Annotated in this window: 30 protein-coding genes, 1 pseudogene and 1 riboswitch; of the genes and pseudogenes, 7 read left to right on the forward strand and 24 right to left on the reverse strand. The window is 72.8% G+C overall.

The window, feature by feature from the left end; all coding sequences use genetic code 11:
- Nucleotides 1–133: 133 nt before the first annotated feature.
- From coaBC to pyrR, 12 genes are all read right to left on the reverse strand, one after another.
- Nucleotides 134–1,369, reverse strand: coding sequence for a bifunctional phosphopantothenoylcysteine decarboxylase/phosphopantothenate--cysteine ligase CoaBC (gene coaBC / locus ABZW03_RS05315; RefSeq protein ID WP_355252527.1), 1,236 nt, complete (start codon nucleotides 1,367–1,369; stop codon nucleotides 134–136).
- Nucleotides 1,370–1,533: 164 nt separating this feature from the next.
- The gene (rpoZ, locus tag ABZW03_RS05320) at nucleotides 1,534–1,800 is read right to left on the reverse strand and encodes a DNA-directed RNA polymerase subunit omega (protein WP_030056185.1); all 267 of its coding nucleotides are present in this window, start codon (nucleotides 1,798–1,800) and stop codon (nucleotides 1,534–1,536) included.
- 37 nt (nucleotides 1,801–1,837) lie between these two features.
- The gene (gene gmk, locus ABZW03_RS05325) at nucleotides 1,838–2,395 is read right to left on the reverse strand and encodes a guanylate kinase (RefSeq protein ID WP_355252530.1); all 558 of its coding nucleotides are present in this window, start codon (nucleotides 2,393–2,395) and stop codon (nucleotides 1,838–1,840) included.
- 49 nt (nucleotides 2,396–2,444) lie between these two features.
- Nucleotides 2,445–2,771 (reverse strand): integration host factor, actinobacterial type, encoded by a 327-nt coding sequence (gene mihF / locus ABZW03_RS05330; protein ID WP_030056187.1) that lies wholly within the window; start codon nucleotides 2,769–2,771, stop codon nucleotides 2,445–2,447.
- A gap of 361 nt (nucleotides 2,772–3,132) precedes the next feature.
- Complete coding sequence (gene pyrF / locus ABZW03_RS05335) at nucleotides 3,133–3,966, reverse strand: orotidine-5'-phosphate decarboxylase (RefSeq protein WP_355252535.1); 834 nt, start codon at nucleotides 3,964–3,966, stop codon at nucleotides 3,133–3,135.
- Nucleotides 3,967–3,997: 31 nt separating this feature from the next.
- The gene (locus tag ABZW03_RS05340) at nucleotides 3,998–5,101 is read right to left on the reverse strand and encodes a quinone-dependent dihydroorotate dehydrogenase (protein ID WP_355252538.1); all 1,104 of its coding nucleotides are present in this window, start codon (nucleotides 5,099–5,101) and stop codon (nucleotides 3,998–4,000) included.
- A gap of 133 nt (nucleotides 5,102–5,234) precedes the next feature.
- Entirely contained in the window at nucleotides 5,235–8,543 is a 3,309-nt protein-coding gene (gene carB, locus ABZW03_RS05345) for a carbamoyl-phosphate synthase large subunit (RefSeq protein ID WP_355252541.1), read from the reverse strand.
- Nucleotides 8,536–9,693 (reverse strand): glutamine-hydrolyzing carbamoyl-phosphate synthase small subunit, encoded by a 1,158-nt coding sequence (gene carA, locus ABZW03_RS05350; RefSeq protein WP_355252543.1) that lies wholly within the window; start codon nucleotides 9,691–9,693, stop codon nucleotides 8,536–8,538. The genes carB and carA overlap by 8 nt, the downstream gene beginning before the upstream one ends.
- The gene (locus ABZW03_RS05355) at nucleotides 9,690–10,256 is read right to left on the reverse strand and encodes a hypothetical protein (protein WP_355252547.1); all 567 of its coding nucleotides are present in this window, start codon (nucleotides 10,254–10,256) and stop codon (nucleotides 9,690–9,692) included. Before ABZW03_RS05355 ends, carA begins: the two co-directional genes overlap by 4 nt.
- Nucleotides 10,253–11,557, reverse strand: coding sequence for a dihydroorotase (locus ABZW03_RS05360; RefSeq protein ID WP_355252550.1), 1,305 nt, complete (start codon nucleotides 11,555–11,557; stop codon nucleotides 10,253–10,255). Before ABZW03_RS05360 ends, ABZW03_RS05355 begins: the two co-directional genes overlap by 4 nt.
- Complete coding sequence (locus tag ABZW03_RS05365; RefSeq protein ID WP_355252553.1) at nucleotides 11,554–12,558, reverse strand: aspartate carbamoyltransferase catalytic subunit; 1,005 nt, start codon at nucleotides 12,556–12,558, stop codon at nucleotides 11,554–11,556. Before ABZW03_RS05365 ends, ABZW03_RS05360 begins: the two co-directional genes overlap by 4 nt.
- A 5-nt stretch (nucleotides 12,559–12,563) precedes the next feature.
- Nucleotides 12,564–13,187 carry a bifunctional pyr operon transcriptional regulator/uracil phosphoribosyltransferase PyrR gene (pyrR, locus tag ABZW03_RS05370; RefSeq protein WP_355252556.1) on the reverse strand — a complete coding sequence of 208 codons (624 nt, stop codon included), beginning with the start codon at nucleotides 13,185–13,187 and terminating at the stop codon, nucleotides 12,564–12,566.
- 330 nt (nucleotides 13,188–13,517) lie between these two features.
- Between pyrR and ABZW03_RS05375 the strand changes: the two genes are divergently transcribed.
- Nucleotides 13,518–14,021 carry a transcriptional regulator gene (locus tag ABZW03_RS05375; RefSeq protein ID WP_030056198.1) on the forward strand — a complete coding sequence of 168 codons (504 nt, stop codon included), beginning with the start codon at nucleotides 13,518–13,520 and terminating at the stop codon, nucleotides 14,019–14,021.
- 142 nt (nucleotides 14,022–14,163) lie between these two features.
- On the opposite strand, the gene ABZW03_RS05380 is transcribed toward ABZW03_RS05375, so the two are convergent.
- The 10 genes from ABZW03_RS05380 to rpmB form a co-directional block, all read right to left on the reverse strand.
- The gene (locus ABZW03_RS05380) at nucleotides 14,164–15,081 is read right to left on the reverse strand and encodes a hypothetical protein (RefSeq protein ID WP_355252559.1); all 918 of its coding nucleotides are present in this window, start codon (nucleotides 15,079–15,081) and stop codon (nucleotides 14,164–14,166) included.
- Nucleotides 15,082–15,215: 134 nt separating this feature from the next.
- Nucleotides 15,216–16,043, reverse strand: a complete 828-nt coding sequence (locus ABZW03_RS05385; protein ID WP_355252561.1) for a thioesterase family protein — start codon at nucleotides 16,041–16,043, stop codon at nucleotides 15,216–15,218.
- A 139-nt stretch (nucleotides 16,044–16,182) separates the two neighbouring features.
- Nucleotides 16,183–16,620 (reverse strand): transcription antitermination factor NusB, encoded by a 438-nt coding sequence (gene nusB / locus ABZW03_RS05390; RefSeq protein ID WP_316520206.1) that lies wholly within the window; start codon nucleotides 16,618–16,620, stop codon nucleotides 16,183–16,185.
- Between the two features lie 4 nt (nucleotides 16,621–16,624).
- Entirely contained in the window at nucleotides 16,625–17,188 is a 564-nt protein-coding gene (gene efp / locus ABZW03_RS05395; RefSeq protein WP_355252564.1) for an elongation factor P, read from the reverse strand.
- A gap of 76 nt (nucleotides 17,189–17,264) precedes the next feature.
- On the reverse strand, nucleotides 17,265–18,371 hold the full coding sequence (locus ABZW03_RS05400; RefSeq protein WP_355252567.1) for an aminopeptidase P family protein: 1,107 nt from the start codon (nucleotides 18,369–18,371) through the stop codon (nucleotides 17,265–17,267).
- Nucleotides 18,372–18,610: 239 nt separating this feature from the next.
- Nucleotides 18,611–18,784: a 50S ribosomal protein L32 gene (gene rpmF, locus ABZW03_RS05405; protein ID WP_355252569.1), complete on the reverse strand. Its 174-nt coding sequence runs from the start codon at nucleotides 18,782–18,784 to the stop codon at nucleotides 18,611–18,613.
- 10 nt (nucleotides 18,785–18,794) lie between these two features.
- The gene (gene rpsR / locus ABZW03_RS05410) at nucleotides 18,795–19,031 is read right to left on the reverse strand and encodes a 30S ribosomal protein S18 (RefSeq protein ID WP_355252572.1); all 237 of its coding nucleotides are present in this window, start codon (nucleotides 19,029–19,031) and stop codon (nucleotides 18,795–18,797) included.
- A gap of 62 nt (nucleotides 19,032–19,093) precedes the next feature.
- Entirely contained in the window at nucleotides 19,094–20,269 is a 1,176-nt protein-coding gene (locus tag ABZW03_RS05415) for a GTP-binding protein (RefSeq protein ID WP_355252575.1), read from the reverse strand.
- Complete coding sequence (gene rpsN / locus ABZW03_RS05420; protein WP_355252578.1) at nucleotides 20,266–20,571, reverse strand: 30S ribosomal protein S14; 306 nt, start codon at nucleotides 20,569–20,571, stop codon at nucleotides 20,266–20,268. The genes ABZW03_RS05415 and rpsN overlap by 4 nt, the downstream gene beginning before the upstream one ends.
- Nucleotides 20,571–20,807, reverse strand: coding sequence for a 50S ribosomal protein L28 (rpmB, locus tag ABZW03_RS05425; protein WP_355252581.1), 237 nt, complete (start codon nucleotides 20,805–20,807; stop codon nucleotides 20,571–20,573). The genes rpsN and rpmB overlap by 1 nt, the downstream gene beginning before the upstream one ends.
- A gap of 123 nt (nucleotides 20,808–20,930) precedes the next feature.
- Here rpmB and rpmG point away from each other — a divergent pair, with 123 nt between their 5' ends.
- Both rpmG and ABZW03_RS05435 read left to right on the forward strand, forming a co-directional pair.
- Nucleotides 20,931–21,095 carry a 50S ribosomal protein L33 gene (gene rpmG, locus ABZW03_RS05430; RefSeq protein ID WP_097238718.1) on the forward strand — a complete coding sequence of 55 codons (165 nt, stop codon included), beginning with the start codon at nucleotides 20,931–20,933 and terminating at the stop codon, nucleotides 21,093–21,095.
- 47 nt (nucleotides 21,096–21,142) lie between these two features.
- The gene (locus ABZW03_RS05435; RefSeq protein WP_355252585.1) at nucleotides 21,143–21,391 is read left to right on the forward strand and encodes a type B 50S ribosomal protein L31; all 249 of its coding nucleotides are present in this window, start codon (nucleotides 21,143–21,145) and stop codon (nucleotides 21,389–21,391) included.
- 64 nt (nucleotides 21,392–21,455) lie between these two features.
- On the opposite strand, the gene ABZW03_RS05440 is transcribed toward ABZW03_RS05435, so the two are convergent.
- Nucleotides 21,456–22,028: an XRE family transcriptional regulator gene (locus ABZW03_RS05440; protein ID WP_355252588.1), complete on the reverse strand. Its 573-nt coding sequence runs from the start codon at nucleotides 22,026–22,028 to the stop codon at nucleotides 21,456–21,458.
- A 153-nt stretch (nucleotides 22,029–22,181) separates the two neighbouring features.
- On the opposite strand from ABZW03_RS05440, the gene ABZW03_RS05445 reads away from it, so the two are divergent.
- A complete protein-coding gene (locus tag ABZW03_RS05445) occupies nucleotides 22,182–23,039 on the forward strand; it encodes an EamA family transporter (RefSeq protein WP_355252591.1) in 858 nt (285 codons plus the stop codon).
- Here ABZW03_RS05445 and ABZW03_RS05450 read toward each other — a convergent pair.
- Nucleotides 23,036–24,154: a HoxN/HupN/NixA family nickel/cobalt transporter gene (locus tag ABZW03_RS05450; protein ID WP_355252594.1), complete on the reverse strand. Its 1,119-nt coding sequence runs from the start codon at nucleotides 24,152–24,154 to the stop codon at nucleotides 23,036–23,038. The two genes, ABZW03_RS05445 and ABZW03_RS05450, sit on opposite strands and share 4 nt — an antisense overlap.
- Nucleotides 24,155–24,184: 30 nt before the next feature.
- Nucleotides 24,185–24,398, reverse strand: a riboswitch (cobalamin riboswitch).
- 81 nt (nucleotides 24,399–24,479) lie between these two features.
- Here ABZW03_RS05450 and ABZW03_RS05455 point away from each other — a divergent pair.
- The 3 genes and pseudogenes from ABZW03_RS05455 to ABZW03_RS05465 form a co-directional block, all read left to right on the forward strand.
- Nucleotides 24,480–24,863 carry a metalloregulator ArsR/SmtB family transcription factor gene (locus tag ABZW03_RS05455; RefSeq protein ID WP_355252597.1) on the forward strand — a complete coding sequence of 128 codons (384 nt, stop codon included), beginning with the start codon at nucleotides 24,480–24,482 and terminating at the stop codon, nucleotides 24,861–24,863.
- Between the two features lie 90 nt (nucleotides 24,864–24,953).
- On the forward strand, nucleotides 24,954–26,627 hold the full coding sequence (locus ABZW03_RS05460) for a hypothetical protein (protein ID WP_355252600.1): 1,674 nt from the start codon (nucleotides 24,954–24,956) through the stop codon (nucleotides 26,625–26,627).
- A gap of 53 nt (nucleotides 26,628–26,680) precedes the next feature.
- A pseudogene (locus tag ABZW03_RS05465) lies at nucleotides 26,681–26,829 on the forward strand (IS701 family transposase); the annotation flags it as partial.

Here is a 26,829-nt window from a genome sequence, read left to right on the forward strand (position 1 = left end):
AGCGGCTGCTGACTGAAGTTCCCCGGCTGAACCGGGGAACTCCGGAAAGACTTGATTCCTGGAGTCTAACGGTCTGGTTCCGCCGAACGTCACCCGCTTCAGGAATTCTCGACCGCCGCGCGATCGGTTCCGATCAGTTGCCGCCCGTTTCCAGCCGCTTTGCGACCAGGTCCCAGACCACGTCCGCGAGCGCCTCCTTCGGACCCACCGGAACGGCCGTCTCACTGCCGTCCGAGCCCAGCACCACGGCCTCGTTGACGTCCGTGCCGAAGGCCTTGCCGTTGCCCACCTCGTTCACGACGAGCAGGTCACAGCCCTTGCGGGCGAGCTTGGCGCGACCGTTGGCGAGCACGTCGTCGGTCTCCGCCGCGAAACCCACCACGAGTTGACCCGAACGGGCGCGGTGGGCCGACAGCTCGGCCAGGATGTCGGGATTGCGGACCAGGACGACGGGCGGCTGCTCGACCCCCTCGACCTTCTTGATCTTGCCGGTCGCGTACTCGGCGGGCCGGAAGTCCGCCACCGCCGCGGCCATCACCACGGCGTCCGCGTCCCGGACCGCCTCCAGCGCCGCATCGCGCAGCTCCAGCGCGGTCGAGACGTGCACCACGTCCACCCCGGCCGGGTCCGGCAGCTCGGCATTGGCCGAGAGCAACGTCACGCGGGCCCCGCGCGCCGCGGCCGTCGCGGCGAGCGCGTAGCCCTGCTTGCCGGAGGAGCGGTTGCCCAGGTAGCGCACCGGGTCCAGCGGCTCGCGGGTGCCGCCGGCCGAGACCACCACGTGGCGGCCCGCGAGGTCGGTCGGCACCGCCCCGCCGCGGCGCAGCACGGCCCGGCAGGCGTCGAAGACCGCCGACGGCTCGGGCAGCCGGCCCTTGCCGGTGTCCTTGCCGGTCAACCGTCCGACGGCCGGCTCCAGCACGATGACGCCCCGGCGGCGCAGCGTGGCCACGTTCTCCCGGGTGGCCGGGTGCTCCCACATCTCGGTGTGCATCGCGGGCGCCACCACGACCGGGCAGCGGGCGGTGAGCAGGGTGTTGGTCAGCAGGTCGTCGGCGAGGCCGTGGGCGGCCTTGGCGATCAGGTCGGCGGTGGCCGGGGCGACCACGACCAGGTCGGCCTGCTGCCCGATCCGCACGTGCGGCACCTCGTGCACGCGCTCCCAGGTCTCGGTGGCGGCCGGGCGCCCGGACAGCGCCGCCCAGGTCGCCTCGCCGACGAAGTGCAGCGCGGCCGCGGTGGGCACCACGGTGACCTGGTGGCCGGACTCGGTGAAGCGGCGCAGCAGCTCGCACGCCTTGTAGGCGGCGATCCCGCCGCTGACGCCGAGGACGACGCGGGGGGCGTCCGCGTTCGCGTTCGCGCTCATCTACCGGTACCGACCTTTCTCCACATCGGGAACCCGCCCACCCTACGGCCCCTCAGCCGCCACCCGCACGGTGCCCCACCCCACCCGGAAACGCCCGGGGGCACACGCCGAAGGGCCCGGCGGAAACGATTCCGCCGGGCCCTTCCGGAAATTCAGCGACCGCCTCAGGCAGCCTCGACCGCCTCGGCGGTCAGCATGCCCGCGTTGATCTCGCGCAGCGCGATCGACAGCGGCTTCTCGTGCACGTGGGTGTCGACCAGCGGGCCGACGTACTCCAGCAGGCCCTCGCCGAGCTGGGAGTAGTACGCGTTGATCTGGCGCGCGCGCTTGGCGGCGTAGATCACGAGGCTGTACTTGGAGTCGGTGGCCTCGAGCAGCTCGTCGATCGGCGGGTTGATGATGCCCTCGGGCGCGGTCATGGAAGAGGACACGCTAAAACCTTCCGAAAGGGTGGAAAAGACAGACAGGTCAGGCTACACCGAGCAAGGCTAGCAGTTCGGCCGCTACCTGCTCGACGGAGGTGTTGACAAGGGTCGTGTCGAACTCGGGCTCGGCCGCGAGCTCGACCTTGGCCGCCTCCAGGCGCCGCTCGATCACGTCCGGCGACTCGGTGCCCCGGCCGGTGAGCCGGCGGACCAGCTCCTCCCAGCTCGGCGGGGCCAGGAAGACCAGCTGCGCCTCGGGCATCGACTCGCGCACCTGCCGGGCGCCCTGGAGGTCGATCTCCAGCAGCACCGGCTCGCCGCGCTCCAGCTTCTCCAGCACCGCCGCGCGCGGGGTGCCGTAGCGATTCCCGGCGAACTCGGCCCACTCCAGCAGCTCGCCGTTGGCGACCAGCTTGTCGAACTCGTCGTTGTCGACGAAGTGGTACTGGACCCCGTTCTTCTCGCCGGGCCTCGGGTGGCGGGTCGTCGCCGACACCGAGAGCCAGACCTCGGGGTACATCTTCCTCATATGAGCGACGACCGTGCTCTTGCCGACCCCCGAAGGGCCGGAGAGCACGGTCAGCCGCGGACGCTCACTCATGCACCGATTATCCCGGATCGCGGGGGATCCTGGGACCACGGGGGCACGGTCAGGCGGCGCCACCGCCGAACTCCCGCTCCAGGGAAGCGATCTGGTTCGTGCCGAGGCCGCGGACGCGCCGGCTCTCACTGATGCCGAGGCGCTCCATGATCTGCTTGGCGCGGACCTTGCCGACGCCCGGAAGCGACTCCAGCAGTGCCGAGACCTTCATCTTGCCGATGACGTCGTTGTCGGCCTTGCCGGCCTTGATCACCTCGTGCAGGGAGGCGCCGGAGTGCTTGAGCCGGTTCTTGACCTCGGCGCGCTCCCGGCGAGCCTCGGCGGCCTTGGCGAGCGCGGCGGTGCGCTGTTCAGGGGTAAGGGGCGGAAGAGCCACGCCGTTCACCTCAGGGTGTGGATGGATGGATGGAGCTAGGACTGGTTCGGTACCGAGGACATCGTCCGCAAGGGGGAACCACAAGGCCCTGACCTGCGGGAGCCACGGAAATCGCGGCTCGCCGATGACCTATCGCCGGACACTACCCGGATTGCGGCGCCACGTCAGGAAAAGAACACGAAAAGTCCTGGTCAGCCAAGGCCGACCAGGACTTTCCAGGGCAAAATGACCGCGATTGCGAGGCTTTGGCGGGGCCGATGTGACGGCGCTCACGTCCGCCCCACGGCCACCACGCCGCCACCGCGCGGTCCTGCGGACACTCCGCAGGGTCACCGAGCCGCTACCTGAACCACCGGTTCCGCTACTTGACGGCCTCCGCGAACTCCCCGACGAAGCGCTCCGCCGCCGCCCGCAGCGCCGGCACCGAGGGGCCGTGCTTGAGCACGTCCCGGCTGACGCTCGGCACCACGTTGATCACCGAGGCGCCGAACACCCGCGGCAGGTCCGCCATGGTCGCGCCCTGGGCGCCGATCCCGGGGGCCAGCAGCGGGCCGTTGATGGCCAGCTCCACGCCCGCGTCTGCCAGCGTCGCGCCGACCACCGCGCCGAAGGAGCCGAGCGGCGCCGCGCCCTCGTTCTCGGCCGCCAGCTGCCGCAGCACCGAGGCCGCGACCGGCTCGCCGTCCGCGCCCACCGCGCGCTGCACCTCGGCGCCCTCCGGGTTGGAGGTGAGCGCCAGCGCGAACACGCCGCAGCCCTGCTCCCGGGCCAGGTCCAGGGCCGGGCGCAGCGAGCCGAAGCCCAGGTACGGGCTGACCGTCACCGCGTCCGAGAACAGCGGGCTGGACGGCGACAGGAAGGCCTCGGCGTACGCGGCCATGGTGGAGCCGATGTCGCCGCGCTTGGCGTCCATCAGGACCAGCGCGCCGGCCGCCCGGGCCTCCTCGACGGTCCGCTCCAGCACCGCGACGCCCCGGCTGCCGAAGCGCTCGAAGAAGGCGGCCTGCGGCTTGAGCACGGCCACCCGGTCGGCCAGCGCCTCGACCACGGTGCGGCTGAAGGTCTCCAGCCCGGCGAGGTCGTCGCCGAGCCCCCAGGCGGCGAGCAGGGAGGCGTGCGGGTCGATGCCGACGCAGAGCTGGCCGCGGGTGTCGAGGGCCTGGCGCAGCCGGGCACCGAACGGGGCGAGGGTCATGTCGTCTCTTTCCGGAGGGGTGGGAGGGGGTTCAGGAGCTGCGCACGGCGCTGCCGACGGCCTCTGCCAGGCTGCGGAAGCCGCCCGCGCGGACCTTGGCGGACAGGCCCCGGTGGATCTTCCGGCACCAGAACGGGCCCTCGTAGATGAAGGCGCTGTAGCCCTGGACCAGGTCGGCGCCGTGGACGATCCGCTGCCAGGCGTCCTCGGCGGTCTCGATGCCGCCGACCGAGACCAGGGTCAGCCGGCCCTCGGTACGGGCGCGCAGCCGCTGGAGCACCTCCAGGGCGCGGGCCTTGAGCGGGGCGCCGGACAGGCCGCCCATGCCGATCTCCTCGACCCGCCCGGCGTCGGTGCGCAGACCCTCGCGGCCGATCGTGGTGTTGGTGGCGATGATGCCGTCCAGGCCCAGCTCCAGGGCGAGGTCGGCGACGGCGTCGACGTCCTCGTCGGCCAGGTCGGGGGCGATCTTGACCAGCAGCGGCACGTGGTGCGCGGTGGTGCGGTCGGCGGCCTCGCGGACGGCGGCGAGCAGCGGCCGCAGGTGGTCCACGGCCTGCAGGTTGCGCAGCCCGGGGGTGTTCGGCGAGCTGACGTTGACCACCAGGTAGTCGGCGTACCGGGCCAGCCGCTCGGTGGACTTGACGTAGTCGGCGACGGCGTCGGCCTCCTCGACCACCTTGGTCTTGCCGATGTTGACGCCGATCACCGGGGTGGAGCTGGTGTGCGGGCGGGCGGCCAGCCGGGCGGCGACCCGGGCCGAGCCCTGGTTGTTGAAGCCCATCCGGTTGATCAGCGCGCGGTCCTCGACCAGGCGGAACAGCCGGGGCGCCGGGTTGCCGGGCTGGGGCTCGCCGGTGATGGTGCCGATCTCGACGTAGTCGAAGCCGAGCATCGACAGGCCGTCGATGCCGACGCCGTTCTTGTCGAAGCCGGCCGCGAGCCCGAACGGGCCGGGCAGGTCGAGGCCGAGGGCCTTGGTGCGCAGGGCGCGGTCGCGCGGGGCGAGCACCAGCCGCACCAGGGTGCGCAGGCCGGGCACCGAGGAGGCCAGCCGGATCCAGAAGAAGGCCAGGTGGTGGGCCTTCTCCGGGTCCATCTTCTTGAAGACCAGGTCGAACAGAAGCTTGTACAAGGGTGGTTCAACTCCCGGAGCGGAGAGAGCGGGGGCGCGGCCCGTCGGACGAAGGGTGGCGGCGGGCGACGGGTGGGCGGGCATGGAAGTGGGGGGCACCCATCAGGTTCCGGTGCCCCCCACTGCGGTGGTGCTACTTGCGGCCGGCGTTGATCAGCTCGGCGTGCTCCTGGAGCGACATCACCCCGACCTCGTCGCGCAGCAGCCGGTCGATGCCCTGGACGGCCGCGCCCATCGCCTGGACGGTGGTCAGGCAGGGCACCGCGCGGGCCACGGCCGCGGTGCGGATCTCGTAGCCGTCGAGGCGGCCGCCGGTGCCGTACGGCGTGTTGATGATCAGGTCGACCTCGCCGTCGTGGATCAGCTGGACGATGGTCCGCTCGCCGTTCGGGCCCTCGCCCTCGCTGTGCTTGCGCACCAGCGTGGACGGGATGCCGCCGCGCTGGAGTACCTCGGCGGTGCCGGCGGTGGCGAGCAGCTCGAAGCCGAGGCCGACCAGCGCGCGGGCTGGGAAGACCAGGTTGCGCTTGTCCCGGTTGGCGACCGAGACGAAGACCTTGCCCTTGGTCGGCAGCGCGCCGTAGGCACCGGTCTGGGCCTTGGCGTAGGCCGTGCCGAAGACCTTGTCGATGCCCATGACCTCACCGGTCGAGCGCATCTCCGGGCCGAGCACGGTGTCCACGCCGCGGCCGTGGATGTCGCGGAAGCGGCTCCACGGCATCACGGCCTCCTTGACCGCGATCGGCGCGTCGGCGGGCAGCGTGCCGCCGTCGCCCTCGGCCGGGAGCAGGCCCTCGGCGCGCAGCTCGGCGATGGTGGCGCCGAGCGAGATCCGGGCGGCGGCCTTGGCCAGCGGCACGGCGGTCGCCTTGGAGGTGAACGGGACGGTCCGGGAGGCGCGCGGGTTGGCCTCCAGGACGTAGAGGATGTCCCCGGCCAGCGCGAACTGGATGTTGATCAGACCGCGGACGCCGACACCGCGCGCGATGGCCTCGGTGGAGGTGCGCAGGCGCTTGATGTCGAAGCCGCCGAGGGTGATCGGGGGCAGCGCGCAGGCGGAGTCGCCGGAGTGGATGCCGGCCTCCTCGATGTGCTCCATGACGCCGCCGAGGTAGAGCTCGGTGCCGTCGTAGAGCGCGTCGACGTCGATCTCGACCGCGTCGTCCAGGAAGCGGTCGATGAGCACCGGGTGCTCGGAGATCAGACCGGCGTGCCGCTCCAGGTAGGAGGCGAGCGAGGCCTCGTCGTAGACGATCTCCATGCCGCGGCCGCCGAGCACGTAGGACGGGCGGGCGAGCACCGGGTAGCCGATCTCGTCGGCGATCGCCTTGGCCTCCGCGAAGGAGAAGGCGGTGCCGTGCTTGGGCGCGGGCAGGCCCGCGTCGCGCAGCACCCGGCCGAAGGCGCCGCGCTCCTCGGCGAGGTCGATCGCCTCGGGCTGGGTGCCGACGATCGGCACGCCGTTGTCCTTGAGCGCCTGGGCCAGGCCCAGCGGGGTCTGGCCGCCGAGCTGGACGATCACACCGGCGAGCGGGCCGGCCTGCTGCTCGGCGTGGACGATCTCCAGCACGTCCTCCAGGGTGAGCGGCTCGAAGTAGAGCCGGTCGGAGGTGTCGTAGTCGGTGGAGACGGTCTCCGGGTTGCAGTTGACCATGACGGTCTCGTACCCGGCGTCGGCGAGCGCGAAGGAGGCGTGCACGCAGGAGTAGTCGAACTCGATGCCCTGGCCGATGCGGTTCGGGCCGGAGCCCAGGATGATCACGGCGGGCTTGGTGCGCGGGGCGACCTCGTTCTCCTCGTCGTAGGACGAGTAGAAGTACGGGGTCTTGGCGGCGAACTCGGCGGCGCAGGTGTCGACGGTCTTGAACACCGGGCGGATGCCGAGGGCGTGGCGCACCTCGCGGACCACGTCCGGCTTCAGGCCGCGGATCTCGCCGATCTGCTGGTCGGAGAAGCCGTGCCGCTTGGCGTGGCGCAGCAGCTCGGGGGTGAGCTCGGCGGCCTCGGCCAGCTCGGCGGCGATCTCGTCGAGCAGGAAGAGCTGGTCGACGAACCACGGGTCGATCTTGGTGGCCTCGAACACCTCCTCCGGGGTGGCGCCGGCCCGGATGGCCTCCATCACGGTGTTGATCCGGCCGTCGGTCGGCACGACCGCCTTGGCCAGCAGCTCCGCCTTGTCACCGACCGGTCCGGTCCAGGAGAACTGGGAGCCCTTCTTCTCCAGCGAGCGCAGCGCCTTCTGCAGCGCCTCGGGGAAGTTGCGGCCCAGCGCCATGGCCTCGCCGACGGACTTCATGGTGGTGGTCAGCGTGGCGTCGGCGCTCGGGAACTTCTCGAACGCGAACCGCGGGACCTTGACCACGACGTAGTCGAGGGTCGGCTCGAAGGAGGCCGGGGTCTCCTCGGTGATGTCGTTGGGGATCTCGTCCAGGGTGTAGCCGACGGCCAGCTTGGCGGCGATCTTGGCGATCGGGAAGCCGGTGGCCTTGGAGGCGAGCGCCGAGGAGCGGGAGACGCGCGGGTTCATCTCGATGACGATGACCCGGCCGTCGTCGGGGTTGACGGCGAACTGGATGTTGCAGCCGCCGGTGTCGACGCCGACCTCGCGGATGACGGCGATGCCGATGTCGCGCAGGATCTGGTACTCGCGGTCGGTGAGGGTCATCGCCGGGGCGACGGTGATCGAGTCACCGGTGTGCACGCCCATCGGGTCGAAGTTCTCGATGGAGCAGACGACCACGACGTTGTCGTGCTTGTCGCGCATCAGCTCCAGCTCGTACTCCTTCCAGCCGAGGATGGACTCCTCCAGGAGCACCTCGGTGGTCGGCGAGAGGGTCAGGCCCTGGCCGGCGATGCGGCGCAGGTCCTCCTCGTTGTGGGCGAAGCCGGAGCCGGCGCCGCCCATGGTGAAGGAGGGGCGTACGACGACCGGGTAGCCGCCGAGCGTGTCGACCCCGGCCAGCACCTCGTCCATGGTGTGGCAGATGACCGAGCGGGCGGACTCGCCGTGGCCGATCTTGGCGTTGACGGCCTCGACGACGCCCTTGAACAGGTCGCGGTCCTCGCCCTTGTTGATCGCCTCGACGTCGGCGCCGATCAGCTCGACGCCGTACTTCTCCAGCGTGCCGGCCGCGTGCAGCGAGATCGCGGTGTTGAGCGCGGTCTGGCCGCCGAGGGTCGGCAGCAGCGCGTCGGGGCGCTCCTTGGCGATGATCTTCTCGACGAACTCCGGGGTGATCGGCTCGACGTAGGTGGCGTCGGCGATCTCCGGGTCGGTCATGATCGTGGCCGGGTTGGAGTTGACCAGCACGACCCGCAGGCCCTCGGCCTTGAGGACGCGGCAGGCCTGCGTACCCGAGTAGTCGAACTCGGCGGCCTGGCCGATCACGATCGGGCCGGAGCCGATCACCAGGACGGACTTGATGTCAGTGCGCTTAGGCACGCTGGCCCTCCATGAGCTTCACGAAACGGTCGAAGAGGTAGGCGGCGTCGTGCGGGCCGGCAGCAGCTTCGGGGTGGTACTGGACGCTGAAGGCGGGGACGTCGAGTGCCTGCAGGCCCTCGACCACGTCGTCGTTCAGGCAGACGTGGGAGACCTCGACCCGCCCGTAGGGGGTGTCGCTCACCTTGTCCAGCGGGGCGTTCACGGCGAAGCCGTGGTTGTGGGCGGTCACCTCGACCTTGCCGGTGGTGCGGTCCTGCACCGGCTGGTTGATGCCGCGGTGGCCGTACTTGAGCTTGTAGGTGCCGAAGCCCAGGGCGCGGCCGAGGATCTGGTTGCCGAAGCAGATCCCGAAGAACGGGGTCCTGCGCTCCAGCACGCCCTGCGCGAGGGCGACCTGGTGGTCGGCGGTGGCCGGGTCGCCCGGGCCGTTGGAGAAGAAGACGCCGTCCGGGTCGACGGCGTAGACGTCCTCCAGGGTGGAGTTCGCCGGCAGCACGTGCACCTCGATGCCGCGCTCGGCCATCCGCTGCGGGGTCATCGCCTTGATGCCGAGGTCCAGCGCGGCGACGGTGAACCTCTTCTCACCGATCGCGGGCACCACGTACGGCTCGGTGGTGGCGACCTCGGCGCACAGGTCGGCGCCCTTCATCTCGGGCGACTGCTGCACCCGGGCGAGCAGGGCGGCCTGGTCGGCCAGCGCCTCGCCGGAGAAGATGCCGCAGCGCATCGCGCCGCGCTCGCGCAGGTGGCGGGTCAGCGCGCGGGTGTCGATGCCGCTGATGCCGACGACGCCCTGCTTCGCCAGCTCCTCGTCGAGCGAGCGGCGGGAGCGCCAGTTGGAGGCGACCCGGGCGGGGTCGCGCACCACGTAGCCGGCGACCCAGATCTGCTTGGACTCGTCGTCCTCGTCGTTCCAGCCGGTGTTGCCGATCTGCGGGGCGGTCATCACGACCACCTGGCGGTGGTACGACGGGTCGGTGAGGGTCTCCTGGTAGCCGGACATGCCGGTGTTGAAGACCGCCTCGCCGAAGGTCTCGCCGAGGGCGCCGTAGGCCTGTCCGCGGAAGGTCCGGCCGTCCTCCAGGACGAGCACGGCAGGCACTCGTTCCCGCCGTTGGCGCTGCGTGGTGGGGGCAGGTGCGGTCATTGCGCGGCCTCTTCCGTCTTCGTCTTCGTACGTGTTGCGAGCTGAGCGACCGCCTCGACCCAGGCGGCGTGCTCATCGGGGTGGTCGGCCCGGAAGCCGAAGTCCAGTTCGGTTCCCTCGTGCGTCCAGGTGACGACGAGCAGCCCGGAGGGGACGACCTTGCCGGCGATCCCGGAGTCGGTGCGGGCGCCGGTCAGGTGCTCGGCCGGGATCCAGAAGTCCTCGGCCCCGGGGCGCCGCACCAGCAGGCCGTCCTCGCCGAGGGTGAGGTCGGCGCGGCTGCGGGTGCCCAGGCCGTGCGCGACGACCCGGTCGAGCCAGTTCCCGGCGGTGGTCGTGCCGTGGTACCGGCCGCTGGTCTCCAGCAGGGTGCGGCCGGCCCGGGCCGGCACCGCGGGCAGCGGCGGGATGCCGGACTGCAGGGTGCGGCGCCAGTTCCAGCCCTGGCGCATCAGCCAGTAGACCAGGCCGATCACGATCAGCAGGCCGATCGACCAGCCGATGTAGCCGGGCCAGTCGGTGACCTTCGCCTGCTCCTGGGCGAGCGCGGCGTGGGCCGTCATTCCGTGCCGCCCTGCTCGGCGAGCTCGCCGGCCAGCACGGTGGCGCGGCCCCGCAGGAAGGTCGCGTGCACCCGTCCGGGCAGGTCCAGGCCCTTGTACGGGGTGTTGCGGCTGCGGGTGGCGAAATTGTCCGGGTTCACGGCACCACGGTACGCGGGATCGAACAGCACCAGATTGGCCGGTTCACCCACCGAGATCGGCCGGCCGTGGCCGGTGAGACGGCCGATCCGGGCCGGGCGGTGCGACATCCGGTCGGCGACGCCCTCCCAGTTCAGCAGGCCGGTGTCGACCATGGTCTGCTGCACGACCGACAGCGCGGTCTCCAGGCCGACCATGCCCATCGCGGCCACGGCCCACTCGCAGTCCTTGTCCTCGTCCGGGTGCGGCGCGTGGTCGGTGGCGACGGCGTCGATGGTGCCGTCGGCCAGCGCCTTGCGCAGCGCCTGGACGTCCTCGGCGGTGCGCAGCGGCGGGTTGACCTTGTAGACCGGGTCGTAGCTGCGGACCATCTCGTCGGTGAGCAGCAGGTGGTGCGGGGTCACCTCGGCGGTGACGTCCCAGCCCTTGGACTTGGCCCAGCGGACGATCTCGACCGAGCCGGCCGTGGAGAGGTGGCAGACGTGCAGCCGGGAGCCGACGTGCGCGGCGAGCAGCACGTCGCGGGCGATGATCGACTCCTCGGCGACGGCCGGCCAGCCGCCGAGCCCGAGCTCGCCGGAGACCTGGCCCTCGTTCATCTGGGCGCCCTCGGTCAGCCGCGGCTCCTGGGCGTGCTGGGCGACGACGCCGTCGAAGGCCTTGACGTACTCCAGGGCGCGGCGCATCAGCACCGCGTCGTCCACGCACTTGCCGTCGTCGGAGAAGACCCGGACGCCCGCGGCGGACTCGTGCATCGCGCCGAGCTCGGCGAGCTTCTTGCCCTCCAGGCCGACGGTGACGGCGCCGACCGGCTGCACGTCGCAGTAGCCGGCCTCCTGGCCGAGCCGCCAGACCTGCTCGACCACGCCGGCGGTGTCGGCCACCGGGGTGGTGTTGGCCATCGCGTGGACGGCGGTGAAGCCGCCCATCGCGGCGGCCTGGGTGCCGGTGAGCACGGTCTCGGCGTCCTCGCGGCCGGGCTCGCGCAGGTGGGTGTGCAGGTCGACCAGGCCGGGCAGGGCGATCAGCCCGGTGGCGTCGATCTCGATGTCCGCCTCGACCGTCAGGCCGGTGCCGATCTCCTTGATCACGCCGTCGGCGAGGTGGAGGTCCTGCGGGGCGCCGCCCAGGATCTTGGCGTTGCGGATCAGGTAGCTCGTCACTGGGCGGTCTCCACGGAGTCGGTACGGGGGGCGTCGGCGGGGGCGTCGGCGAACACGGCGCCGCCGAGGAGCAGGTAGAGGACGGCCATCCGGACGGAGACGCCGTTGGCGACCTGCTCGACCGCGGTGCAGCGCGGCGAGTCGGCGACCTCGGCGGTGATCTCCATGCCGCGGACCATCGGGCCGGGGTGCATCACGATCGCGTGGTCCGGCAGCTGGGCCATCCGGCGGCCGTTCATGCCGTAGCGGCGGCTGTACTCGCGCTCGGTCGGGAAGAACGCGGCGTTCATCCGCTCGCGCTGCACCCGCAGCATCATCAGCGCGTCGGTCTTGGGCAGCACGGCGTCCAGGTCGTAGCTGATCTCGCAGGGCCAGTTCTCGACCCCGATCGGCAGCAGCGTGGGCGGGGCGACGAAGGTGACCTGCGCGCCGAGGGTGTTCAGCAGGTGCACGTTGGAGCGGGCGACCCGGCTGTGCAGGACGTCGCCGACGATGGTCACCCGGCGCCCGTCTAGCCCTTGCCGAAGGGCATTGGCCGCCAGCCCCGGGTTGAGGTGGCGGCGCATGGTGAAGGCGTCGAGCAGCGCCTGGGTGGGGTGCTCGTGGGTGCCGTCGCCGGCGTTGATCACACTGCCGTGCAGCCAGTCGGACTGGGCCAGCCGGGCCGGCGCGCCGGAGGCGTGGTGGCGGATGACCACCGCGTCGGCGCCCATGGCCTGCAGGGTCAGCGCGGTGTCCTTGAGGCTCTCGCCCTTGGAGACCGAGGAGCCCTTGGCGGAGAAGTTGATGACGTCGGCCGAGAGGCGCTTCTCGGCGACCTCGAAGGAGGTCTTCGTCCGGGTGGAGTCCTCGAAGAAGAGGTTGACGACGGTGCGGCCGCGCAGCGTGGGCAGCTTCTTGACGGCCCGGCCGGAGAGCTGGGCCAGCTCCTCGGCGGTGTCCAGGATCAGCAGCGCGTCGTCGCGGCTGAGATCGGCGGCGGAGACGAGGTGGCGCTTCACGCGGGCTACTCCGGGAGGTGCGGTTCGGACGGCTGGGAGGCCAGGGCCTGCGAGGAGCGCGCGGTGTAGTCGCGGTCGCCGACCAGGACGGCGTCCACGCCGTCGCTGTCGGACAGGCGCACCTGCACGGCCTCGCGCAGCGAGGTGGGGAGGTTCTTGCCCACGTAGTCGGCGCGGATCGGCAGCTCGCGGTGGCCGCGGTCGACCAGGACGGCGAGCTGGACGGCGCGCGGACGGCCGATGTCGTTCAGCGCGTCGAGCGCGGCGCGGATCGTGCGGCCGGAGAAGAGCACGTCGTCGACCAGGACGACGAGCTTGCCGTCGATGCCGCCGGGCGGGATCTCGGTGTGCTCCAGGGCGCGGGCGGGCTTCAGCCGCAGGTCGTCCCGGTACATGGTGATGTCCAGGGTGCCCAGCGGGATCTCGCGCCCGGTGATCTGGGCCAGCCGGCCGTGCAGGCGGCGGGCGAGGTGGACGCCCCTGGTGTGGATGCCGAGCAGCACGACGTCCTCCGCGCCCTTGGCGCGCTCGACGATCTCGTGCGCTATCCGGGTGACGACCCGGGCGATGTCCGTGCCGTCCAGCACCTGGTGCGGCGGCCGGGGCGTCGGTTCATGGTGTGTGGTCATGCCGAAGCGGACCTCCTTCCCCGCCTCACGGGACGGGTCTTAAAGGATGTCTGGGACAGCCCCCGCCGACGTGGCGCGGGCTTCGGGTCATCCTACCAGCGCCCCGGTCGGCAAACAGACGTCCACCATTCCGCTTCCGCGGGTTAACACTCCGGACGCGCCGACGATGCGGGCCATTCGCACGACTGCCCCATTCAGCTTGACGCAACTACCTTACTCTACGTAACCTCACAGTGAGTTACGAGACGGACGTCGGACCCACCGGTAACGGCGTCGGCAATCGCCCGTGACCCACCACTGAACGCGAAGCAATCTCGTCCGGGGAGATCAATGTCCAGCGACTACGCGAAGCAACTCGGAGGCAAGCTCCGAGCGATCCGCACTCAGCAGGGTCTCTCCCTGCACGGTGTCGAGGAGAAGTCCCAGGGGCGCTGGAAGGCAGTCGTCGTCGGCTCGTACGAGCGTGGTGACCGTGCGGTCACCGTGCAGCGGCTGGCCGAGCTGGCGGAGTTCTACGGCGTCCCGGTGCAGGAGCTGCTGCCCGGCGGCACGCCGGGCGGGGCGGCCGAGCCGCCGCCGCGCCTCGTCCTCGACCTGGAGAGACTGACCCAGGTCCCTTCCGAGAAGGCCGGTCCGCTGCAGCGCTACGCGGCGACCATCCAGAGCCAGCGCGGTGACTACAACGGAAAGGTGCTGTCGATCCGCCAGGACGACCTGCGCACCCTGGCCGTCATCTACGACCAGTCGCCGTCGATCCTCACCGAGCAGCTGATCTCCTGGGGCGTGCTGAACCCCGACGCGCGCCGTGCGGTGCGCGAGGAGGATGCGAGCTGAGGCTCACCGCACCGGCTCCCGCCAGCGGATCCAGGCACGATCCAGCACTCGTCCCAGCAGTGCTGGCAAGCAGAAACGTCACGGCGCGGCCCCTCTGTCCGGGGGCCGCGCCGCGGTGTTTGGTCAGCTGACCGCGGAGGCGTCAGCAGACCGTGCCCAGGCTGTAGCCGGGCTGCGCCGACACGCCGTCCAGCCGCACCGGCCGGTCGGCCGGCGCCCACTCCTGCCCGCCGCTCGACCAGGCCCAGGAGGCCTGCAGGTACTCCCCGCAGGACGCCGCCGTGCCCTGCGAGCCGTGCAGCACCGCGACGCCCGGCAGCTCCAGGGCCAGCCCGGTGCAGAGCACCGCGCAGACCAGCTCCAGGTCCTCGTCGTTGATCCGGACCACGCCGTCCTCCCACTGGAGCACCCGCGCCGCGGCGGTCAGCGGCCCGCCGGGCGCGTCCACCCGCAGCCGCAGCTCGTACACCCCGGCGCCCGCGCCGACCAGCATCCGCCGGAACACCTCTCCCCCGCGCTGGTAGGCGGCGCGCACCCAGGCGGCGCGCTCCTCGTCGGGCGCGCCCGCGCCCCCGTACAGGCCCCCGTCGAGCAGCAGGTCGGCGTGGCAGAGCGTCAGCCCGTTCTCCCGGGCTCGCACCAGGCGCGGCACGAAGTCCCCGGCCAGCTCCTCGCCCTGATAGGCCAGCAGCTGGGTCTGCAGGGCCGGGTTGACCAGGTAGCGGTCGCGGGCGGCCGGCTCGGCCGGGTCCAGCCCGTGCAGCACGCAGAACTCCTCGAAGTCCTGCGGGTGGAACATCCGGGCCCGGACGCTGTCGAACCGCTCCAGCGCCTCGGCCAGCAGGTCCCCGGTGTCGGCCAGGTAGCGCTCGTGGTCGGGGGCGTCGGAGATCCCCCAGGCCCGGGCCCGGGCGAAATCCGCGGCGTTGGTGAGCACCCCGATGACGAACGCCTGCTCGGCGCCCTCCGCCCGCCGCGGCCGGTGCGAGGCCCGCACCACGGGCCGCGAGCCGCCGGCGGTGCAGTCGGAGTTACGGCGGGCGCGCCCCAAATGACTCATCGGTGGCTCCTGGCTTCGGAAGGCGGACGGTCGGCGACGTACTCGCCGTTGACCGTCTTCCTCCCCATCCGCGCGCGCCGCACACGTACGGCGTGTCACAGGAATGTAACCACCGGTAATGCGGGTGTTTCGGGTCAGGCCGGCCGGGGCGCCCGGGCCAGCTGACGGGACTGGGCGACCAGGCGGCCGGACTCGTCCCAGATCTCCGCGTCCTCCTCGAAGTAGCCGCCGGCCAGGTTGCGGGTCGCGTGGGTGACCCGCAGCCAGCCGGGCACGGGCCTGGCCCGCAGGTGGACGGTCAGCTCGACGGTGGGGGCCCAGCCCGGCAGGCCGAGGTCGAAGGTGACCGGCGGCAGCGCGTCGGCGACCAGCAGGAGCAGCAGCGGGTCGGGCTCGCGGCCGTCGGCGAGCCGGAACCAGCCCTGGATCCGCCCGGCGCCGGAGGGCTGCCCGAGCGCCCAGCCGATGGTGGCCGGGTCCAGCCGCAGGTCGAACCGCTCCAGCAGGGCGGCCTGGGCGATCAGCTCCTTGGGCGCGTGCTCGACGCCGACGCACTGGTCCGGCGGCGGCAGCTGCGGCGGCTGCGCACTGGTGCGCACCTCGCCCTCGGCGGCGGCGAGGTCGCCGTGGCTGGCCACCACGCGCAGCCGCTCGACGCCGTCCTGGCTGAGCGAGGCGGTGCCGGTGGACAGGCCCCGGCCGGTGCGCAGCACCTCGGTGCGGACGGTGGCCGGGCCGGGGGTGGAGGCGGACAGGTAGTAACCGCTGATCGACACCGGGTCCGGGTGGGTGCCGTGCTCCAGCGACAGCGCGTGTCCGGCCACGGCGAGCAGCAGTCCGCCGTTCACCCCGCCGCCGATCTGCCAGCCGGCGCCGAGCTCGGCCTCGTAGCGGCCGGCCTCCTCGGGGTGCCTGGTCAGGGCGATGCCCTGGTCGAACTCGCTGCGGATCGCCGTGGTCATGTGGGGGCCTGCCCTTCACGCGTGCTTCCGGACGTCAAGTTACTGACGAGTAGGCCCTCACCCTACGCCGCCCGGGTGAAACACGGAACGGCCGCCGGACACCTGTTCGGGTCCGACGGCCGTCCACGGGATCGACCTGCTACCGGCGGATGCCCGGCTTCAGCTCCAGGAAGCGGGCGAGCATGCCGTTGACGAAGGCCGGGGAGTCGTCCGTGGAGAACTCCTTGGCGATCTCGACGGCCTCGTCCAGGACGACGGCGTCCGGGACGCCGTCCTCCCAGATCAGCTCGTACGCACCGAGCCGCAGGACGTTGCGGTCCACGATCGGCATCCGGTCGAGCGTCCAGCCCACGGCGTACTGCTCGATCAGGTCGTCGATGCGGCGGGCGTGCTGGACGTACCCCTCGATGAGCTCCATGGTGTACTCACCGACCTGCGGCGTGCCCTCGTCGGGCTTGGGCTCGCGGGCGCGGGCCACCCAGTCGGCGAGGACCTGCTGCGGGTCGACCCCGCGGTGGTCGGCCTCGAAGAGGATCTGGAAGGCCCGGGTACGGGCCTTGCTGCGTGCGGCCGACACGGACTTACTTCACCCGGCCGAGGTAGCTGCCGTCGCGGGTGTCGACCTTGACCTTCTCACCGGTGGTGACGAAGAGCGGGACCTGGATCTCGGCACCGGTCTCCAGGGTGGCCGGCTTGGTGCCACCGGTGGAGCGGTCGCCCTGGACGCCCGGCTCGGTCTCGGCGATGGTCAGCTCGACCGCGGCCGGGAGCTCGATGTACAGGACCGAGCCCTCGTTGGTGGCGACCAGGGCCTCGAAGCCCTCCAGCAGGTACTTGGCGGCGTCGCCGACGGTGGCCGGCTCGACGGTGATCTGGTCGTAGGTGTCCATGTCCATGAACACGAAGTTCTCGCCGTCCTTGTACGAGAACTGCATGCCGCGCTTGTCGACGTTGGCGGTCTCGACCTTGGTGCCCGCGTTGAAGGTCTTGTCGACGACCTTGCCGGTCAGGACCTCCTTCAGCTTGGTACGCACGAAGGCCGGGCCCTTGCCGGGCTTGACGTGCTGGAACTCGACGACGGACCAGAGCTTGCCGCCCTCGAGCTTGAGGACCATGCCGTTCTTGAGATCGTTCGTGGAAGCCACGGGCGCACTTACTCCTGTATAGCTGTCAAGGAACCAAGGGGTTGCGTCCTGCCGCCCGCGGCCCCGGGGGCCGCGGTCACAGGGCGAGGAGCTCCTTGGTGGTGATGGTGAGCAGCTCGGGCCCGCCCTCCTCGAGGGGGCGCACGACGAGCGTGTCCTCGATCCGGACGCCGCCCCTGCCCGGGAGGTGGACCCCTGGGCCGACGGTGACCGGCACGCGGCTGTCCAGTTTACCCATGTCCGCCGGACCGAGGCGCGGGGCCTCCCGGATCTCCAGCCCGATGCCGTGGCCCACCGGGTGCGGGGAGGCCTCGGTGTGCCCGGCCGCCTCCAGGACCTGCCGGGCGGCCCGGTCGGGTACGCACTGCTCCACCCCTGGTCCGAGCGCCTCCCGCCCGGCCCGCTGGGCCCGGAAGACCAGCCGGTGCAGCTCCACCTGCCAGGGCGCGGGGGCCGCGCCGATCACGAAGGTGCGGGCGGTGGAGACGCCGTAGCCGCGGTACTGGGCGCCCATCACCACGGTCAGGAAGTCGCCCTCCTCCACCCGGCGGTCGGTCGGCTGGTGGGCGGCCTGGCCCGAGTGGCTGCCGGTGCCGACCGAGACCGGGAAGGCCGCCCGGTCGGCGCCGTGGTCGATCATCCGGCGCTCCAGCTCCATCGCCAGGTGCCGCTCGGTGCGGCCGACCAGGATCGACTCCAGCAGTTCGCCCAGCGCCTGGTCGGCGATCTCGGCGGCGATCCGCAGGTCGGCGATCTCGTGCTCGTCCTTGACCACCCGCAGCCGCTCGACCGTCTGGCCGAGGTCCACCAGCCGGGCCCCCTCGGTCAGCGCCCCCACCGCCCGGTGCCGGGTGACGGTCAGGTCGTGCTCCTCCACCGCCAGGTCCGACACGCCGGAGCGCGCGGCCACGACCGCGGCCGCCAGCGCGGTGTCCGACCCGGCCACCACCGGCAGTCTGGTGACGTCCGGAGCGATCAGGTGCTCCCCCGAGTCGTCCGGCGGGAGGTCGTCCGGCAGCGCGAGCAGGGCCCGCTCCCTGGTCAGCAGCAGGCTCGCCCCGCAGGGCGCGCAGCCCGTCAGGTACCGCACGTTCGCCGCACGGGTGATCAGCGCCGCATCGGCCCCGGCCGCGCTGCAGTGCTCCCTCACCCGCTCCCGCCGCCCCGCGTACGCATCCGCCATGCGTCGAGCCTACGAACCCCCGGCCCGAACCGCCCGCCGAGCACCCCCGACAGAACCCCCGGTGCCCCTTGCGCGCCCCCCGCGCGACCGCGCCGTCACCCCCGAGCGCGCGCCGTGCGCCCCGCCCCCGCACACGCCGGACCGCCGAGGGGCGCGGGCCCCTCGGCGGCTCTCCCCTACCGCTCCTTCGGGTCCAGCAGACCCCGCCACCGGGCGCGGGCCACTCCCCCCACCACCCCCTACCGCTCCTCCGGCTCCAGCAGACCCCGCCGGTACGCCGGGACGAGCTTCTGCGGAACCAGCATCTCCCGCCCGTTCAGCGTGATCGGGACCAGCTTCGGCGGCGTCGCCCGCCACTGGGCGCGGCGGTGCCGGGTGTTGCTGCGGGAGGTCTTGCGCTTGGGTACGGCCACGGCGGGCTCCTTATCGGGTGGCGTCGGAGGTGTACGGGAGCAGGGCCGTCTCGCGGGCGTTCTTGATCGCCCGGGCCATCGCCCGCTGCTGCTGCACGGTGAGGCGGGTGACCCTCCGGCTGCGGATCTTGCCGCGGTCGGAGACGAAGCGGCGCAGCAGGTCGGTGTCCTTGTAGTCGATGTACTCGATGCCCGCCGCCAGCAGAGGGTTGGGGCGGGGCTTCGGCGGGGCGGGTCGTCTGCGCACGGCAGGGCACTCCTTCGGTGGACGGGAACTTCGGTCGAGCGGGCCTTCAGTGGACGGGGCCCTCAGTGGACGGGGTCGAGCAGGTCCCGGAAGGCGTCCGGCAGGGCCTTCCAGCCGGGTTCGCCGCCGGCGAGTTCGGCGTCGGTGAGCAGGCAGGAGTCGAGCAGCTCGGTGATGCCGTCGACGTCAAGCCCCTCCGCGGTGAAGCTGAGCTGCTGCACCCGGTCGCCGTGCAGCGGGTGCCAGTCGAGGGCGGCGGCGGCCCGGCGCGCGGGCGGGTAGAGCTCCCAGGCCGCGTCGGGCAGGGAGGTCAGCCAGGGCCCGCACTCCTCGACCGCGAGGTTCGCCCCGGCGGCGTCCCAGGCCAGCATCAGGTCCGGCCGGTTGGCCAGCCAGAACCGGCCGCGGCTGCGCTGCGCCGCCGGGACGAGCAGTTCCAGCGCCCGGTGCAGCCGCTCGGGGTGGAGCGGTCGGCGGCGCTCCCACAGCAGGGTGGTGACGCCCGCCCCGTCCCGCTCCTGCGGCAGCAGCGCGATCGCCGGGTTGACCCGGTCGCGGGCGGCGGCCACGTCGAAGCCGCCGAGCGCGGCCCGGGTGAGCGCGCCGGTGCCGAGCCGGACGGTCCGGGCGGTGGCGTGCAGCTGACGCAGGAGTTCGAGCCCCGGCGCGTGCGCCGCGGCGCGCGGCACGGCGAGCGTGCCGGCGTACTCGATCTGGTGGGCGAGCGCCTCGGCGCGGGTCCGGTCGTCGCGCGCCGCGGTCTGCTCGCCGTGCTCCGCCAGGTCGTCGGGGACGGAGAGTTCGCCGATCAGCCGGTCCGGGTCGACGGCGGTGACCACGCCCGCCAGTTCGACGGCGTCGGCGAGCGGCCGCCCGTCCGCCTCGCCCCCGGCGATCACCTCGACCGCCGGGTGCGGGTCGCTGCCGCCCCACAGTTCGACGATCGCCAGTCCGTACCGGCCGCCGTCGGCGATCTCCAGCAGCCGGGGCAGCAGGTCCTCGCGCAGGGCGCAGCACGGGCAGTCGTTCACCAGCGGCACGTCGGCCACGTCGAAGGCCCCGCCCGCGTCGCGCAGTTCGCGGCGGACGGTGCCGAGCGCGGCGTCCCGCAGGTCGTGGTGCAGGACCACGGCGTCCACCGCGGCGGCCGCCAGCTCCTCGACGGCGGCGCGGCGCTGCTCCGCGTGCAGGCCGGCGACGACCACCACCGGCAGCCTGGTCCCGTCCACGGCGCTCACCAGCTCGCCTTGCGGACGCCGGGGAGGTGGCCGGCGTGGGCGTGCGCCCGCAGGCTGACCCGGGAGAGCCCGAAGGCCCGCAGGTAGCCGCGGGGCCGGCCGTCCACGGCGTCCCGGTTGCGGACCCGGGTGGCGCTGGCGTCGCGCGGCTGGCGGGCGAGTTCGGCCTGGGCGGCGGCGCGCTCGGCCGCTCCGGTGCCGGGGTGGGCGATGATCCGCTTGAGCTCGGCCCGGCGCTCGGCGTAGCGGGCGACGGTCGCGCGCCGCTGCTCGTTCTTGGCGATCTTGCTCTGCTTGGCCATCAGACCTTCTCCCCCCGGGCCCGGATCCGGGCGACGGCGGCCTCGATGCCGATCGCGTCGACGGTGCGGATGCCCTTGGCGCTCAGCGCGAGCCGGACGTACCGGCCCTCGCCGGGCAGCCAGTAGCGCTTGTGCTGGATGTTCGGGTCGAAGCGGCGGCGGGTGCGGCGGTGCGAGTGCGAGATCGCGTTGCCGAAGCCGGGCCGTCGGCCGGTGAGCTGGCAGTGGGCGGACATGGGTGCTCCCTGGCGTCCGGGAATGGGCAGGACCGGGCTCACGTTACACCAGATGAAAATGACTTCCATTTCGGTGTACGGTTTCGATCCGACGCCCCCGCCACCCCGTCAGGAGGACGCCCGATGGCCCGCAGCGAACTGCGCCCGGTGATCAAGCTCCGCTCCACCGCCGGCACCGGCTTCACGTACGTGACCCGCAAGAACCGCCGCAACGACCCGGACCGGATGGTCCTGCGCAAGTACGACCCGGTCGCCGGCCGGCACGTCGACTTCCGCGAGGAGCGCTGACCCGAACCCCGCCCCCGCCCCGCCCGCACACCCCGAGGAGCCCCGCCATGAAGCCCGGAATCCACCCCGCCTACCGCCCGGTCGTCTTCCGCGACAAGGTCGGCGACCTCGCCTTCCTCACGCGCTCGACGCTGACCAGCGACCGCACCGTCGAGTGGGAGGACGGCCGCACCTACCCGGTGATCGACGTCGAGATCTCCTCGGCGAGCCACCCCTTCTACACCGGCCAGTCCCGGGTGCTCGACACCGCCGGGCGGGTCGAGCAGTTCCGCCGCCGCTACGGCGACCGGCACTGACCACGGAACGCGAACGGCGCCTCCCCGCTCCGGGGAGGCGCCGTTCGGGCGTGCACGGGGAGGATCAGCGCGGCGGCGGGACCGACACCACCATGGTCAGCCGCAGCACCCCGTCCCCCGCGTTGCGGTAGACGTGGGCGTACGAGGCGTCGAAGGAGACGGTGCTGCCGGCCGGCACCGCGTGCTCGCGCTCCCCGTGCACCAGGGTCAGCTCGCCCTCGTCGACCCGGAGGATCTCCACCGTCCCGGCCGGGTGCGGCTCGGAGGAGTACTCCTCGCCCGGCTCCATCCGCCAGCCCCACAGCTCCAGCGGCCCGGGCGCCTCGATCCCGTGCAGCAGGACGCCCGTCCCGCCGGACGGCCCGGTCCACAGCGGGACGGCCTGGTCGCCCGGGACGACCCGGACGTCGGGCCCCTCCTCGTAGTCGAGCAGCGTGGCGATCGAGACGCCGAGCGCGTCGCCGATCCGGACCACGGTGGCCACGCTCGGGTTGGTGCGGCCCTGCTCGATCTGGACGATCATGCCGCGGCTCACCCCGGAGCGGGCGGCGAGGGCGTCCAGGGTGTGGCCGCGCTCGGTGCGCAGCCGCTTGACGTTGCGGGCGAGCGCCCGGGAGACGAGGTCGGGGTCCGGCACGCGGGCAGTCCTCCGGTGTCCACAGGTCGAGACCGATCACAATAGTGCTCGGCAGAGTTCAGTTCATTGCACTACGCTGCGGGTTCCGACAACGAGTCCACCCGACTGTACTGCGGAGTCCATTGTGCTGTCCTCACTCCCCGGGGGCCTGCGGTGACCGTCCTGCTCGCCCTGTCCGCCAGCCTGCTCACCGGCCTCGCCGACTTCGGCGGCGGCGTCCTCACCCGCCGGCTGCCCGCGCTCGCCGTGGTGGTCGCCTCCCAGGCCGCGGCCGCCGCCGTCCTGCTGCTCGCCGTCCTGGCCACCGGCGGCTGGACCGAGGCCTCCCCCGCGCTCTGGTACGCCGTCGCCGCCGGGGTGATCGGCCCGTTCGCGATGCTCGCCTTCTACCGGGCGCTCGCGCTCGGCCCGATGGGCGTGGTCTCCCCCCTGGCCACCGTCGGCGTCGTGGTGCCGGTCGGCGTCGGGCTCGCGCTCGGCGAGCGGCCCGGCCCCGGGCAGCTGGCCGGCATCGCGGTGGCCGTGGCCGGTGTGGTGCTGGCCGGCGGGCCCGAACGCGGCGGGCCGTCCGCCGCCCGCACGGCCCTGCTGCTCACCCTGGCCGCGGCGTTCGGCTTCGGCGCCACCATGGCCCTGGTCTCGCACGCCTCGGCGGGCGGCGGGCTGCTGCTCGTCCTGTGCGTCCAACGGCTCGTCAACATCGTCGTCGGCGCCGCCGCGCTGCTGGTCGGCCGGCGCGGCACCGACACCAGCAGCGCCGGGCCGCTGCCGGAACTGCGGGCCCGGCTGCCCCTGCTCACCGGCATCGGCCTGGCCGATGCCGCCGGCAACGCCACCTACGCGATGGCCTCGCACGGCGGCTCGGCGGCGGTGGCCGCCGTGCTCGCCTCGCTCTACCCGGTGGTCACCGCGCTGCTGGCGCGCGGGGTCCTGAAGGAGCGGCTGCGCCCGGTCCAGGTGGTCGGCGCCGGGCTCGCCGTCGCGGGCACGCTGCTGCTCGCGGCCGCCTAGGACTCCTGGGACGGCGTCCAGCGCTGCTCGACCTGGGCCAGCTTCCAGTACCCGATCGCGATCGCCCAGACCACCACGAACAGCCCGGCGATGGCGTAGCCGACGTTGTCCAGCGAGATGTCCGCGACGAACCCGGTGACCGGGTCGGTCAGGTCGAGCTTCTCGTGCAGCACCCCGACCAGCTCGATGGTGCCGATGATGAAGGCCACCGCGATCGACAGCCCAGTGATGGTCAGGTTGTAGTACACCTTCCGGACCGGATTGGCGAAGGCCCACTGGTACGCGAAGTTCATGAACGTCCCGTCCAGCGTGTCGAACAGGCTCATCCCGGCCGCGAACAGCAGCGGCAGGCAGACGATCGCGTACCAGGGCAGCCCGGAGGCCGCGCCGGAACCGGCCATCACCATCAGGGTGACCTCGGTCGCGGTGTCGAAGCCCAGGCCCAGCACCATGCCCACCGGGAACATCTGCCCCGGCCGGGTGATCGACCGGGTCGCCCGGTTCAGCACCCGGGCCATGAACCCGCGCGAGTCGAGGTGCGCCTCCAGCTCCCGCTCGTCGAACTGCCCGGCCCGCATCGCCCGGAAGACCTTGAGGATGCCGAGCAGCGCCGCCAGGTTGAGCGCGCCGATCAGGTAGAGGAAGACGCCGGAGGTGGTCGTCCCGACCATGCCGAGCCACTGGTGGGTGGTCGACTCGTCGTCCATCAGGGTGTTCGCCAGCTGCGCGCCGCCCGCCACCAGGGCGGCCATGAGCACCACCATCGAGGAGTGCCCGAGGGCGAACCAGAAGCCCACCGAGACCGGCCGCTTGCCGTCCGCCATCAGCTTGCGGGTGGTGTTGTCGATCACCGCGATGTGGTCGGCGTCGAAGGCGTGCCGCATGCCGAGGGTGTACGCGGTGATCCCCAGGCCCACCCCGAAGACCTGGGTACCGACCGCGTACCGCTCGGGCGCGACCAGGAAGACGAGCGTCCCGAAGGCCACCAGGTGCATGGCCAGGATCACCCCCATCAGCCCGGCCGTACGGATGGTGTCCTCGCGCCGCCACTTGAAGCTGGGCAGCACGGAGGGGGCCGCCTTCGCCCCGGCGGCAACGGTTTCGGGCAGGGTCATCTGCGGATCACGCTCCAGCACCTCGTGGAAAACCTCGTGAGATGCCGTGGCCGGTCTCCTGGCTGACGGGACGCCCGTACCCGCCTTCCCAGGCGCGCGAGGCGCCCAGTGGCTCCATGGGTCCGGACGACGTTCCTCCGTGGGCGGAGGAACGACCCGATCACAGTGGCGAGGGCCGCTCCGGGCTGGGACCCCTGAGGGTCCGTCACCGGTCTTCCCGAGCACCACGGCGGGGAACACCGTAGGGCCCCACCCCGACCCGTGCAAGGCTGCGCACCTGCGCAGGTGTCCAGGATCACAGGCCGCCGCCTGCAAGAATGTCCGCATGCATCTCGTACCGGCCGACCGCGCGGGCCACCGCACCATCGACGGGCACCGGGTCTGCGAGGCCATCGCCGCGATCGGCGACCCCGCGCACGTCCGGTCCTGGGCCGAGCGGTTCTCCCTGCTCGCCGACCCCGGGCGGCTCGCCCTGCTGCTCGCCCTGCACCGGGCCGGCCCGCTCGCCGTCACCGACCTCGCGGTCGCCACCGGCATGCGCGACCCCGCCGTTTCCCAGGCCCTGCGGCTGCTCCGGACGGCCGGCGTGGTCACCGGCGACCGGGACGGACGCGTGGTGCGCTACCGGCTCGTGGACGAGGCCATGCGCCCCCTCCTCGACGAGTGCGCCGCCGCCGAGCACCACGAGCCCACCGCCGCGGCGGGCTGACTCCTCCTCGGGCGGCCGGCCTCCGCCCGGGCCGCTGACCTCCGCCCGGAAAGGCGCGCCGGAGACGGCCCCGGCCAGTACGATCATGGTGTGCCGTCCCGCCCCCACGCCTGGCCCGCCGACCGGTGGAACACCGACCCGGTCAAGGCCCGCGTGCTGGCGGTCGCCCGCACCCTCACCTCGGCCACCCGGGTCCTGGACGTCCTCTCCCTGGTCCGGCCGCACGGCGTCGACCGGTACTTCACCGTCAACCCCGGCTCGGTCTTCGCCGACCGCGCCCTGGAGGAGTACCTGCGCGGCCTGCCCGGGTTCACCGTGCTGGACTGGGAGGAGGCCGTCCGCCGCCGCTTCGACCTGGCCGTGGCCTGCGCCGTCCACTCCTCCATGCACCGCCTGGACGCCCGGCTCGTCGTCCTCCCGCACGGGGCCGGCTACAACCGCCTGGTCACCGAGTCCACCGGCGACACGGTCAGCGCCGCCGGCCTGTCCCGCAACGAACTCACCCACCGCGGACGGGTGTTCGTGGACGTCCTCGGCCTCTCCCACCCCGAGCAGCTGGACCGGCTCCGGGCCTCCTGCCCCGAGGCGCTGGACGTCGCCCGGGTGGTCGGCGACCCGTGCTTCGACCGGATGCTCGCCAGCCGGCGCTCCCGGGACGGCTACCGCGCCGCGCTCGGCGCCGTCGGCGGTCGGCGGCTCGTCGTCGTCAGCTCCACCTGGAGCGAGCACTCGTTATTCGGCCGCCGCCCCGACCTGCCCCGCCGGCTGGTCCGCCAACTGCCCGCCGACGAGTACGCGGTGGCCGTCGTCCTGCACCCCAACGTGTGGAGCCGCCACGACCCCGAGGCGCTGCTCGACGACGCCCGCCGGATGGGCCTGCGCCTGATCCCGCCCCACCAGGGCTGGCAGGCCGCCCTCGTCGCCGCCGACTGCGTGATCGGCGACCACGGCTCGGTCACCGTCTACGGCGCCGCCCTGGAGCACCGCACCATGGTCGTCGCCACCGGCGCCGCCGAACTCGACCCGCGCTCCCCCAGCTACGCCTTCGGCCAGGCCGCGCCGCTGCTCGACCCGGACGGGGACCTCGCCGCCCAGCTGGAACGGACCCTCGCCCGGGACCCGGCCGACCTGCGCGGGATCACCGACCGCTCGCTCGCCCACCGCGGCGAGTCCGCCCGGGTGCTGCGCCCGCTGCTCTACTCCTTCCTGGACGGCCTGGACGAGCCCCCGGGCGAGCCGGTCCTGCCGCCCTACCCCCGGCCCGTCCCCTGCCCCGGCGCCGCCGAGGGGCCCACCGCGTACGACGTCGAGGGCAGGACCGAGGGCACCGAGGTGAGCCTGCGGCGCTACCCCTTCGACCCGCAGGACCACACCCCGCGCGGCTTCCACGCCCTCACCGACGAGCACCTGGGCGACGCGCTGCGCTACACCGCCGAGGTGCTCGCCCGGACCGAGGCCCACGCCGAACGCCCCGCCGCCGACTGGCTCGCCGACACCACCGCCGAACTGCCCGGCCTCACCGTCGCGGTGGCCGCCCTCGGCCCGGCCCGCCACCTGCTCCGGCTGCGCACCGGCCCGCTGCTGGAGGCCCGCGCCGAGCCGGACTTCGGCCACCCCGACCCCGGCATCGACCCGCTGCTGCTCGGCTCCGCCGTCGCCTGCTGGCTCGGCGACGGCGGCGACCCGGCCGGCCTCCCCGAGCACGGACTCACCGTCCGCACCGGCGAGCACCGCACCCGGGTGTCGTTCCGTACGGGCTCCTAGTACTGCAACGGTGCTTACCGTGACGTTCGTTGGGCTCGCTCGTTGGGCTGTTCATGGGTGGGGACATATCCGAGGTCGATGCTCGTTCCTGGTCGGACGGGTTGGCTGGGCTGCATGAGCGGTTTGCGCACCGGTTCGCGCGGAGTGAGTCGCGGGAGTCGGCGCTGGCGTATCTGCGGGGTCTGCTGGCGCCGTTGGAGCG

It is taken from the genome of Kitasatospora sp. NPDC004799 (assembly GCF_040609095.1).
Lineage (GTDB): Bacteria > Actinomycetota > Actinomycetes > Streptomycetales > Streptomycetaceae > Kitasatospora.